Source organism: Streptomyces sp. MS191 (genome assembly GCF_008042125.1).
Taxonomy (GTDB): Bacteria; Actinomycetota; Actinomycetes; order Streptomycetales; family Streptomycetaceae; genus Streptomyces.
In genome coordinates, this window is record NZ_RDBI01000035.1 from 1 (window position 1) to 11,304 (window position 11,304).

9 protein-coding genes are annotated in these 11,304 nt (G+C 73.8%); 3 read left to right on the top strand and 6 right to left on the bottom strand.

Going from position 1 to position 11,304, the window contains the following annotated elements:
* The coding region (locus tag EAO71_RS04610) for a serine hydrolase (protein WP_147976490.1) at nucleotides 1–1,513 on the top strand (1,513 nt) is incomplete at its 5' end.
* A gap of 59 nt (nucleotides 1,514–1,572) precedes the next feature.
* On the opposite strand, the gene EAO71_RS04615 is transcribed toward EAO71_RS04610, so the two are convergent.
* The 4 genes from EAO71_RS04615 to EAO71_RS04630 form a co-directional block, all read right to left on the bottom strand.
* A complete protein-coding gene (locus EAO71_RS04615; protein ID WP_147976491.1) occupies nucleotides 1,573–2,481 on the bottom strand; it encodes a LysR family transcriptional regulator in 909 nt (302 codons plus the stop codon).
* Between the two features lie 4 nt (nucleotides 2,482–2,485).
* Nucleotides 2,486–3,685 carry a glycine C-acetyltransferase gene (locus EAO71_RS04620; RefSeq protein WP_147976492.1) on the bottom strand — a complete coding sequence of 400 codons (1,200 nt, stop codon included), beginning with the start codon at nucleotides 3,683–3,685 and terminating at the stop codon, nucleotides 2,486–2,488.
* A 187-nt stretch (nucleotides 3,686–3,872) separates the two neighbouring features.
* On the bottom strand, nucleotides 3,873–4,901 hold the full coding sequence (tdh, locus tag EAO71_RS04625) for an L-threonine 3-dehydrogenase (RefSeq protein WP_147976646.1): 1,029 nt from the start codon (nucleotides 4,899–4,901) through the stop codon (nucleotides 3,873–3,875).
* Between the two features lie 167 nt (nucleotides 4,902–5,068).
* A complete protein-coding gene (locus tag EAO71_RS04630; RefSeq protein ID WP_147976493.1) occupies nucleotides 5,069–6,607 on the bottom strand; it encodes a phytoene desaturase family protein in 1,539 nt (512 codons plus the stop codon).
* Between the two features lie 245 nt (nucleotides 6,608–6,852).
* Between EAO71_RS04630 and EAO71_RS04635 the strand changes: the two genes are divergently transcribed.
* Nucleotides 6,853–7,905: a S66 family peptidase gene (locus EAO71_RS04635; RefSeq protein ID WP_147976494.1), complete on the top strand. Its 1,053-nt coding sequence runs from the start codon at nucleotides 6,853–6,855 to the stop codon at nucleotides 7,903–7,905.
* A gap of 63 nt (nucleotides 7,906–7,968) precedes the next feature.
* Here the strand turns inward: EAO71_RS04635 and EAO71_RS04640 are convergent, their stop codons facing one another.
* Together EAO71_RS04640 and EAO71_RS04645 are read right to left on the bottom strand one after the other, a co-directional pair.
* Complete coding sequence (locus tag EAO71_RS04640) at nucleotides 7,969–10,230, bottom strand: serine/threonine-protein kinase (RefSeq protein WP_147976495.1); 2,262 nt, start codon at nucleotides 10,228–10,230, stop codon at nucleotides 7,969–7,971.
* Entirely contained in the window at nucleotides 10,212–11,117 is a 906-nt protein-coding gene (locus EAO71_RS04645) for an oxygenase MpaB family protein (protein ID WP_147976648.1), read from the bottom strand. The genes EAO71_RS04640 and EAO71_RS04645 overlap by 19 nt, the downstream gene beginning before the upstream one ends.
* Between EAO71_RS04645 and EAO71_RS04650 the strand changes: the two genes are divergently transcribed.
* Nucleotides 11,049–11,304, top strand: a 256-nt coding sequence (locus EAO71_RS04650) for an oxygenase MpaB family protein (RefSeq protein ID WP_261992003.1), incomplete at its 3' end; no start/stop codon positions are given. The two genes, EAO71_RS04645 and EAO71_RS04650, sit on opposite strands and share 69 nt — an antisense overlap.

Consider the following 11,304-nt stretch of genomic DNA (forward strand, 5'->3'; position numbering starts at 1 on the left):
GGGCGGGACGATCGCGCTGCACCGGCCGATCGGCACCGCGGTGCGGTACGCGGCGTACGACGAGAAGACGGACAGCGGCGTCGAACTGCCCGCCGACCGGCAGATCGCCATGACCGAGGACACCGTCTTCGACCTGGCGTCCGTCTCCAAGCTGTTCACCTCGATCCTGGCGGTCCAGCAGATCGAGCGCGGTGCGCTGGAACTGGAGGAGAAGGTCACGGCGTACCTCCCGGACTTCGGCGGCGGCGGGAAGCAGGACGTCACGATCCGTCAGCTGCTCACCCACACCTCGGGGTTCCGCTCCTGGATCCCGCTCTACAAGGAGCCCACGCGGGAGGGGAAGCTGCGGCTGCTGTGGAACGAGACCCTCGCGAGTCCGGCCGGCACCGCCTACCTCTACTCCGATCTGAACCTGATCTCGCTCCAACTGGTCCTCGAGGCGGTCACCGGGCGGCCGCTGGACATCCTGCTCCACGAGGAGATCACCGCTCCCCTCGGCATGGACCGCACCCGCTACAACCCGCCGGCCTCCTGGAAGCCCCGGATCGCGGCCACCGAGGACTCCCGGCGCCCCTGGTCCGGTCTCGACCGCGGCATGGTGTGGGGCGAGGTCCACGACGAGAACGCGTACAGCCTCGGCGGAGTCGCCGGCCACGCGGGGGTCTTCTCCTGCGCCTGGGACCTCGCCGTCCTCGCCCGCACGCTCCTCAACGGCGGGGCGTACGGACGGGCGCGCATCCTGTCCGGCGCCTCCGTCGACCTGATGTTCACCGACTTCAACACGGCCTTCCCCGGCGACGAGCACGGCCTCGGCTTCGAGCTCTACCAGCACTGGTACATGGGGGCGATGGCCACTCCGCGCACCGCGGGACACACCGGCTTCACCGGCACGTGCCTGGTCCTGGACCCGAGCACCGACTCCTTCCTCGTCCTGCTCGGCAACTCCGTCCACCCGGTCCGCACGTGGCGGTCCGGCTCGGCTCCGCGGGTCGCGGCCGCCGACAACCTGGCCCGCGCCGTCCCCGTACGCCCGGCGCGGGGCCGCACCGCGTGGTTCTCCGGATGTGAGAGCGCCACCACCGCCACCCTGTCCCTGCCGCCGCTGACCGCGCCCGCCGGCTTCGGCCGGCTGGAATGCGACCTGTGGTGGGACACCGAGCCCGCCGCGGACGCCGCCCGTCTGGAGGCGTCTCCCGACGGCGGGGCCACCTGGGGGCCCGTGCCGTTCACCACCGTCCGGCCGGGCGAGGAGCCGCAGGCGCGTCCGGCCGGCTCGGTGAGCGGCTGGTCGGGGCGGGTCTGGCACCGGGCGGCGGCGGACCTGTCCGCCTGGGGCCCGCGGCCGCTGCTTCTGCGCTGGCGCTACACGACCGACCAGCGCTACGTCGGGCGAGGGGTGTACGTGGGCGGCCTGCGGGTCCTCGACCCCGCGGGCCGACCCCTCTTCGACGGCGCGCGTCCCGCCGACGCGTCCCGGATCGAGGCGGTGGGCTGGGTCCGGTCGGCGGACTGACGCGACCACGGGGAACCGGCCGGCCCGCTCCCCCGCGGGGCGGCGCCCCGCCGGGGGCCTCAGTCCGTCGGTTCCGCACAGCCTCGCAGGGCGGCCAGTACCGGGCTGATCAGGGGGTGCTCCTCGGCACCGCGGCGCACCGCGGCGAAGACCCGGCGAGTGGGGGCGACGCCGTCGACCGGCCGGATCGCGACGTCGGTGAGGTCCATGCCGCGCAGCGCCGAGCGCGGGACGAGCGCGACCCCCGCGCCGGCCGAGGCGAGCGCCACGACGGCGCGGAAGTCGTCCGAGGAATGTTCCATCTGCGGGGCGAACCCCGCGTACTCGCAGGCCAGGACGGTCACGTCCTGGCAGGGGTTGCCGGCGGACTGGCCGATCCACGCGTCCTTGGCGAGATCGGCCAGCGCGACGCGCTCGTGGTCCGCGAGCCGGTGGCCGGGCGGCAGGACGGCGTCGAACGGCTCCGCGTACAGCGGTACGCGGGTGAGCCGGGCGTCGTCCTCGCCGGGCGCGCCCCGGTACTCGACCGCGACGGCCATGTCGACCTGCCGGTCCAGGACCATCAGCAGGGACTCGTCGCCCTCGGCGTCCCGCACCCGTACCCGGATGCCGGGGGCGGTGCGGGCGAGGCCCGCGATGGCCGGGGCGACCACCAGGCCGATGCCGGTGGCGAAGGCGGCCACCGTGACCGTGCCCGCCTCGCCGGAGCCGTAGGCGGCGAGTTCGGACTCGGCGCGCTCCAGCTGCTCCAGCACGGCGTTCGCGTGGCTGAGCAGGATCTCGCCGGCCGGCGTGAGCCGGGCCCCGCGGGCGCTGCGTTCGACGAGCCGGTGGCCGGTCTCCTGTTCCAGCGCCGCCAGCTGCTGGGAGACCGCGGACGGGGTGAGATAGAGCGCGGCGGCAGCCGCCGTGACCGTACGGTGGTCGGCCACCGCCCGGAGAATGTGCAGCCGCCGCGCTTCGATCATGCCCCTAGTCTCGCAGGGCGGCGCGGGCGTCGACGAACGCGTCGACCGCGCGGTTCACGTCCTCGGTGGAGTGGGCGGCGGAGAGCTGGACGCGGATACGGGCCTGGCCCTGCGGCACGACCGGGTACGAGAAGCCGATCACGTACACACCGCGCTCCAGGAGCAGCTCCGCCATCCGTCCGGCCACCGAGGCGTCGCCGATCATGACGGGCGCGATCGCGTGGTCGCCGGGGAGGATGTCGAAGCCCTCCTCGGTCATGCGGGAGCGGAAGAGCGCCGTGTTGGCGTTGAGCCGCTCGCGCAGGTCGCCCGCCGACTCCAGCAGGTCGAGGACCTTCAGGGAGGCCGCGGCGATGACCGGCGCCAGGGTGTTGGAGAAGAGGTACGGGCGGGACCGCTGGCGCAGCAGGGCGACGATCTCCGCGCGGGCGGCGACGTAGCCGCCGGACGCGCCGCCGAGGGCCTTGCCGAGGGTGCCGGTGATGATGTCGACGCGGTCCATCACGCCGTGCAGCTCGGGGGTGCCGCGGCCGCCGGGGCCGACGAAGCCGACGGCGTGCGAGTCGTCGACCATGACCATGGCGTCGTAGCGCTCGGCCAGGTCACAGATCTCGCCGAGCGGCGCGACGTAGCCGTCCATCGAGAAGACGCCGTCGGTGACGATCAGCTTGCGCCGGGCACCGCCCTCGTTCGCCTCCTTGAGCTGCTGCTCCAGGTCGGCCATGTCGCGGTTGGCGTAGCGGAAGCGGCGGGCCTTGCAGAGGCGGATGCCGTCGATGATGCTCGCGTGGTTGAGTGCGTCGGAGATGACGGCGTCCTCGGGGCCGAGGAGCGTCTCGAAGACGCCGCCGTTGGCGTCGAAGCAGGAGGAGTAGAGGATCGTGTCCTCCTGGCCGAGGAAGGAGGACAGCCGCGCCTCCAGCTCCTTGTGCACCTCCTGCGTGCCGCAGATGAAGCGCACGGACGCCATGCCGTAGCCCCAGCGGTCCAGCGCCTCGTGGGCCGCGGCGACGACCTCGGGGTGGTCGGCGAGGCCGAGGTAGTTGTTGGCGCAGAAGTTGAGCACCTCGCCGGGGCGGCCCCCGGCGGTGACGGCGACGGTGGCGGACTGCGGGGTGCCGATCACGCGCTCGGGCTTGTGCAGTCCGGCGGCGCGGATCTCGTCGAGGGTGGCGCGGAGGTCGTCACGGACGGAGGAGAACATGGGCTTCCTTCACGGGTCGGGCGGCCCGGCCGGCGAGGGGACCGGGCCCTGGGAAGAGCGGGTGGACCGAGGGCGCCGCGGCGTACGGGCCACGGGGCGGCCCGCCCCGGCCGGCGGCACGCGGCGGGCGCTCCGGGGAACGGGCCCCGGGACGCCCGGCCGTGCGGCGGCCGGAGGCCCCGCGGTCTCAGACGGTCCAGTCGAGGATGACCTTGCCGCCGCGGCCGGATGCGGCGTCGTCGAACGCGGCCTCGAAGTCGGTGTACGCGTAGCGGCCGGTGATCACGGGGGCGAGGTCCAGGCCGGCCTCCAGCAGGACCGACATCGCGTACCAGGTCTCGAACATCTCCCGGCCGTAGATCCCCTTGATGGTGATCATGGAGGTGACGATCTTCGCCCAGTCGACGGCGAAGTCCTCGGCGGGCAGGCCGAGCATCGCGATCTTGCCGCCGTTGGTCATGTTGGCGACCATGTCGCGCATCGCGCGGGGGTTGCCGGACATCTCCAGACCGACGTCGAAGCCCTCCTTGAGGCCGAGCGTGCGCTGGCCGTCGGCGATCGTCTGCTCGGCGACGTTCAGCGCCAGCGAGACGCCCGCCTTCCGGGCCAGGGCCAGCCGCTCCTCGCTCACGTCGGTGATCATGACGTTGCGGGCGCCGGCGTGCTTGGCGACGGCCGCGGCCATGATGCCGATCGGGCCGGCGCCGGTGACCAGGACGTCCTCGCCGACGAGCGGGAAGGACAGCGCGGTGTGCACGGCGTTGCCGAAGGGGTCGAAGATCGCGGCGACGTCGAGTTCGACGGGGACCCGGTGCACCCAGACGTTGGACGCGGGAAGGGCCACGTACTCGGCGAACGCCCCGTCCCGGCCGACACCGAGGCCGACCGTGGCGCGGCACAGGTGACGGCGGCCGGCCAGACAGTTGCGGCACTTGCCGCAGACGAGGTGGCCCTCGCCGCTGACCAGGTCGCCGACCTCGATGTCCACGACGTCACGGCCGATCTCCGCGACCTCGCCGACGAACTCGTGGCCCAGGGTGAGCGGCGTGGCGATGGTCTTCTGCGCCCAGCCGTCCCAGGAGCGGATGTGCAGGTCGGTGCCGCAGATGCCGGTCCGCTTCACCTTGATCAGTACGTCTCCGGAGCCGATCTCCGGCTCCGGCACGTCCGTGAGCCAGAGTCCCGGCTCCGCCTTCTGCTTGACCAGCGCCTTCAATGCCATGGCTCCCGACGTGCGTGTCCTGTGACTGAGGGGGTCCGGGCACGGCCGCACCCAAGATCCCTGAAAGAAATCTTCCTTATGCCGGGCCCGCGGTCCATCGAGGTTTTCTTAAGCGCGCTCACAGGTCAGCTTCACACCCCTGGTGGGGGTGGCGCATGTCGTCAACGGCCGAGTGCCGCCATCGCCGCGTTGTGGCCGGGGATTCCGCTGACCCCGCCGCCCCGTACGGCGCCCGCCCCGCACAGCAGCACGTTGGCGTGCGCGGTCTCCACGCCCCACCGGCCGGCGCCCTCCTCGGCGTACGGGAAGGACAGGTCACGGTGGAAGATGTGGCCGCCGGGCAGCCGCAGGTCCCGTTCGAGGTCGAGCGGGGTCTTCGCCTCGATGCAGGGCCGGCCGTCCGCGTCGAGCGCGAGGCAGTCGGCGAGCGGCTCGTCGAGGTGGGCGTCGAGTTCGGCGAGGGTGGCCTTGAGCAGCGCGGCACGCGCGGCGTCGTTGTCGGCGGCGAACAGTCGGGCAGGGGTGTGCAGGCCGAAGAGGGTCAGGGTCTGGTACCCGCGCCCGGCGAGCTCCGGGCCGAGGATGCTCGGGTCGGTCAGGGAGTGGCAGTAGATCTCCGACGGCGGGGCGCTCGGCAGGCGTCCGGCGGCGGCTTCGGCGTAGGCGGTGGCCAGCTGTCCGTAGCCCTCGGCGATGTGGAACGTTCCGGCGAAGGCCTCGCGCGGGTCGACACCGCGGTCGCGCAGCCGCGGCAGCCGGGTCAGCAGCATGTTGACCTTGAGCTGGGCGCCCTCGGCCGGCGCCGGGGGCGTCGCGCCGAGCAGTGCGGCGAGGGCCTGCGGCGAGGCGTTCACCAGGGCGTGCCGCGCCTCGACGACGCCTTCGGTGTCGGCCGTGCGGTAGGTGATCGCGGCGCGGGTGCCGTCCGTCTCGACACGGGTGGCCTCGTGCCCGGTACGGATCTCCGCGCCGGCCGCGCGGGCGGCGCCCGCGAGGGCGTCGGTGAGGGCGCCCATGCCGCCGACGGGGACGTCCCAGTCGCCGGTGCCGCCGCCGATGACGTGGTACAGGAAGCAGCGGTTCTGGAGCAGCGAGGGGTCGTGGGCGTCGGCGAAGGTGCCGATCAGGGCGTCGGTGAGGACGACACCGCGGACGAGGTCGTCGGCGAAGGTGCGTTCGACGGCCTCGCCGATGGGCTGCTCGAAGAGCATCCGCCAGGCGTCCTCGTCGCCGATCCGGTCACGCAGCGCGGCCCGGGTCGGCAGCGGCTCGGTGAGCGTGGGGAAGACGCGCCGGGCGACCTCCGCCGTACGGCCGTAGAAGGCCTCCCACGCCTCGTACTCGCGGTCGGATCCGGTCAGGGCGGCGAAGGAGGCGCGGGTGCGGGCCGGTCCGCCGCCGACGAGGAGTCCGCCGTCGCCCTTCGGCGTGTACGAGGAGACGGACCGCTTCCGCACGGCGAAGCGGAGCCCCAGTTCCCGCATGATCTTCTCCGGCAGGAGGGAGACCAGGTACGAGTACCGGGAGAGCCGGGCGTCGACACCGGCGAAGGGCCGGGTGGAGACGGCCGCCCCGCCGGTGGTGTCGAGACGTTCCAGGACGAGGACGGAGCGTCCGGCGCGGGCCAGGTAGGCGGCGGCGACGAGTCCGTTGTGTCCGCCGCCGATGATGACGGCGTCGTACGAGCGCTGTGCGGTCATGTCTCTTGCTAACACGGGAAGATCGTTCACGGAACCCCGCCTTCCGGAGATTGTCCCGTGGGGCGGGTGGGCGACCGGAGGATCGGGCGCGCTTCCGCCGTCCTCGGGCCTCGTCCGGCCGAGCGTCGCAGGTGGGCCGTGCCAGGCGTCGCGGGGCGGGCCGGACTCTCGCAACACGCCCTGGTGACGCCCCCGGAGCGAAATGCGGATGATCGGAGAGCGGTATTCCCCCTAGCCTCGCCGCCATGACCTCGCCCACGCCCGTGTATCCCCGCAAGCCCGTGCCCGGCGACCGCATCGCGGTCGTCTCGCCCGCCTCCGGCCTCCCCGGGCTCTTCCCGCTGCCGTACGAACTGGGACTCCGGCGCCTGCGCGAGGTGTTCGGGCTCGAACCGGTGGAGTACCCGGCCACGCGCCGGCCGGGTGCCACGCCGCAGGAGCGCGCCGACGACCTGCACGCCGCGTTCGGCGACCCGACGGTCAGGGCGGTGATGGCGACCATCGGCGGCGACGACCAGATCACCGTGCTGCCGCTGCTGGACCGCGACGTGTTCCGCGCCGACCCCAAGCCGTTCTTCGGCTCCAGCGACAACACCAACCTGCTGGTCTTCCTGCGCAACCTGGGCATCGTCGGCTACCACGGGGCTTCCGTGATGACCGAGCTCGGCCGCCCGCACGGCCTCCACCCGCTGACGGCGGACTCGGTGCGCGCGGCCCTGTTCACCTCGGGTCCGTACGAACTCCGCCCCGCCCCGCGGTACCGCGACACCGACCGCGACTGGGCGGACCCGGCCACCTTCGCCACGGAACCGGACTCCCAGCCCTCGGACGGCTGGATCTGGCACCGGCCCGACCGGGTCGTCGAGGGCCCCGCCTGGGGCGGCAACCTGGAGATCCTCTCGTGGTTGCTGATGGCCGACCGGGAGATCGAACCGGATCCCGCCGCCTACGAGGGCGGTGTCCTGTTCCTGGAGACCTCGGAGGAGCTGCCGAGCGGGGAGGAGGTCTTCCGGATCCTGCGCAACATGGGCGAACGCGGCCTGCTGGGGCGCTTCCCGGCCCTGCTCATGGGCCGTGCCAAGGCGTGGTCCTTCGCCCGGCCGCACGACATGGACGCCAGGCGGCGCCATGCCGGCGAACAGCGTGCCGCCGTCCTGCGTGCGCTTGCCCTGTACGCCCCGCACACGATGGCCGTGTTCGACGTCGATCTCGGGCACACCGACCCGCAGTTGGTGATCCCCTACGGCGGCACCGTCGTCGTGGACGGGCCGGCGCGGCGGATCACCGTGACCTACTGACGGCTCCGCCCGGCGCCGCGGCCGACCGCCGGCCTCCCACCCGGGGAACGCGAGGGGCTCGCCTCAGTGCCGTGTGCTGCGGTCGCCGTGGCCGCGGCGGAGGGCCGCCACCCGGCGGTGCAGGGCCAGGGCCTCCTGGTCGCGGCCGAGGCGTTCCAGGCAGTGGGCCTCGTCGTCGCGGCCGGCCAGGGTGTCCGGGTGCTCGGGGCCCAGGACGCGCTCGCGGCTCTCGGCGACCTGCCGGTAGACGGTCAGGGCCTCCTCCCAGCGGGCCAGCCAGCCCAGACCGACCGCGATCTCGCGACGGCTCACCAGGGTGTCGGGATGGTCCGCGCCGAGCACGCGCTCGCGTACCGCGCAGACGTCACGGGACTCGGTCAGGGCCTCCTCCCAGCGGGCCAGCCGGCCCAGGTTGACGCCCACGCCGTGGCGGGCGCGCAGCGTCTCGGGGTGGTCCGGGCCGTGCACCCGGGTGCGGGCCTCGACCAGCTCGCGGTAGACCTCCAGCGCCTCGGCGCCCTGTCCGAGGCGCCCCAGACAGATCCCGGACTCGTAGCGCGCCGCGAGGGTGTCGGGATGGTCGGCGCCCAGGACGGCGGCCCGCGCCGAGGCGACCTCGCGGTACACGGGGAGCGCGTCCGCCCAACGCCCCAGCCGGCCCAGGGCGTACGCGACCTCGTAGCGCGTCACCAGCGTGTCGGGGTGGTCGGCGCCGAGCAGCCGGGTCCGTGCCTCGGCCACCTCGCGGGTCGCGCGGTACGACTCGTCCAGGCGCCCCAGCCGGCCCAGGTTGAACGCCAGGTTGTGACGGCAGCGCAGGGTGTCGGGGTGGTCGGCGCCGAGCGTCCGCTGCCGCGCGGCGAGGACCGCCTCGTACACCTGGTGGGCCTCGACGTGCCGCCCCAGACGCCCCAGTGCGTACGCCGTCTCCTGACGGGCCGCCAGGGAGTCCGCATGGTCGGCGCCGAGCGTGCGCTCCCGCCCCTCGGCGACACGGCCGAACTCCCGCAGGGAGTCGTGCCGCCGGCCGAGCCGGCCCAGGGCGAAGGCGAGTTCGTGGCGGCTGGCGAGCGTGTCGGGGTGGTCGGGCCCGAGCAGCCGGTCGCGGTCGGCGGCCACGGCACGGTGCAGGCTCTCCGCCTCCTCCCAGTGGCCGTTCCGGCCCAGCCGCACCCCTTCCCGATGCCGGTCCGCGAGGGCGGGGGCCGACTCGACGGACGGCGGCGTGGTCCGGGCGGCGAGCGTCGCGGGCAGGACGCCCGTCCCGGTCGTCCACCGGCCGGTGAGCCCGGCGGACGGATCGTGCGGGACGTCCCCGGACACGGGGGATCCGGCGCCGGCGCGATGGCCGACGGTCATCCCCCTGGTCCAGGACGGCAGCCGGGTCGCGGGCAGCCGCTCGGGGACGACCTGAACGGCCGCCGTCTGCGGTACCGGCAGCGCCGCGGTGGCGAAGCCGGCCGCCGGGGTCGCGCCGGTGCGGGCGGACAGGATCCGGCGGCGCAGGTCGTTCGCGTCGGTGGGACGCGCCTCCGGCGCCTTGGCCAGCAGGTCGAGGACGATCCGGTCCAGGTAGTCCGGGACGTCGGCGCGATGGCTGCGCAGCGGCTCGGGCACGGTGTCGCGATGGCCGACGAGGATGGCCCACGGATCGTCGAGGTCGAACGGCGGCGCGCCGGTGGCGATCTCGTACAGCACGCACCCCAGCGAGTAGAGGTCGCTGCGGTGGTCGACCTCGCCGCCGCTGATCTGCTCGGGCGACATGTAGTGCGGGGTGCCCATGGCGATGCCCGTGCCGGTCAGGCGCGAGGTGAAGCCGATGTCCGCGCCGAGGCGCGCTATCCCGAAGTCGCAGATCTTCACCCCGCCGTCGCCGAGCCGCATGATGTTGGCGGGCTTGAGGTCGCGGTGCACGATCCCCTGCCGGTGCGTGTAGGCGAGGGCGTCGGCGACCTGCTCCGCTATGTCGACGACGTCCTGGACCGGCAGCGGGTTCTGCTTGTTCTCCTCCAGGAGCTGGCTGAGGTTGTGGCCTTCCAGGAGTTCCATGACGAGGAACAGGACACCGTCGGACTCGCCGAAGTCGTGGACGACGGTGACCCCGCGGTGCTGGAGCGAGGCGGCGACGCGCGCCTCGCGCCGGAACCGTTCGCGCAGGACGGTCACGAACGGGGCGTCCTGCTGCGGTCCCAGCGGTTTCAGGCATTTGACGGCGACCCGGCGGCCGAGCGACTCGTCGGTCGCGCGCCACACCTCGCCCATACCGCCCCGCCCGATCACGTCGTGCAGTCGGTACCGGCCCTGGATCAGCCTGGTTTCCGCCATCGCGTGCTGTCGCCCCCGTCGGTTCTCTGCGCCCTCCCCGGCCCGTCCAGTATGGCCGCCTGTCTGCGGAGTTTGTACGGGGCGGGTCGTGTCCGGGGGCCGAGACGGTCCATCGCTTTCAGGATGTGCCGCGGCGGAAGCCGCCAGCGCAACCGCGCGGGCACGGAGCGCAGCAGATTGGCCGTGGCGACGAGCCGGTGGGTGACCGTCTCGGGGGGCGACGCGGGACGGCCGTACAGCGCGTGGGCGTAGTCGGGCAGGGTGTCGTACGCGAGCGCCGCCACACGCCCCCACAGCAGGGCGCGCGCCGGGACGAGCGCGGGCGGGACGGGCGGGCGGCGCAAGAAGGCGTCGACGGTCCTGGCGTCCTCGCCGGCGGCGAGCTGGGGCCGGACGGCGTCGAAGTAGGCGGCGAGGTCGTCCCTGCTCGCGGGGACCCGCTCCGGGTCGAGGCCCACGAGGCGGGCGGACACGCGGTGTTCGTCGACGTACCGGTCGGCCTGGGCGTCGCTGAGGACGATGCCGGAGCGGCGCGTCACGGTCAGGTACGAGTCGATCTCGGCGCAGTGCACCCAGAGCAGCAGGTCGGGGTCGTCGACGCCGAGCAGCCGGTGGATCCTGCGGACCCGCGCGCCGGCCGCCTCGGCGGCCTCGGTGGTGCCGTAACTGAGGGTGCCGACGAAGTCCGCGGTCCGCAGGAGCCGCCCCCAGGCGTCCTTCTCGAAGTCGCTGTTGGCCATGACACCGCGGAGGGCGACGGGGTGCAGCGCCTGGAGGTACAGGGCGCGGACGCCGGCGATCCACATCACCGGGTCGCCGTGCAGCTGCCAGGTGACGGAGTCGGGTCCGAAGAGCCCGGGGTCGGCGTCCGCGCCCTGTACCTCCAGGCGCTGCACCCCGTCGCCCTCCGCGGTGTCATGGCCAACAGCGACTTCGAGAAGGACGCCTGGGGGCGGCTCCTGCGGACCGCGGACTTCGTCGGCACCCTCAGTTACGGCACCACCGAGGCCGCCGAGGCGGCCGGCGCGCGGGTCCGCAGGATCCACCGGCTGCTCGGCGTCGACGACCCCGACC

Coding starts and splice junctions, on each gene's coding strand:
- EAO71_RS04635 (WP_147976494.1), top strand. CDS start 6,853: ATGACCTCGCCCACGCCCGTGTATCCCCGCAAGCCCGTGCCCGGCGAC.
- EAO71_RS04630 (WP_147976493.1), bottom strand. CDS start 6,607: ATGACCGCACAGCGCTCGTACGACGCCGTCATCATCGGCGGCGGACAC.
- EAO71_RS04620 (WP_147976492.1), bottom strand. CDS start 3,685: ATGTTCTCCTCCGTCCGTGACGACCTCCGCGCCACCCTCGACGAGATC.
- EAO71_RS04615 (WP_147976491.1), bottom strand. CDS start 2,481: ATGATCGAAGCGCGGCGGCTGCACATTCTCCGGGCGGTGGCCGACCAC.
- EAO71_RS04640 (WP_147976495.1), bottom strand. CDS start 10,230: ATGGCGGAAACCAGGCTGATCCAGGGCCGGTACCGACTGCACGACGTG.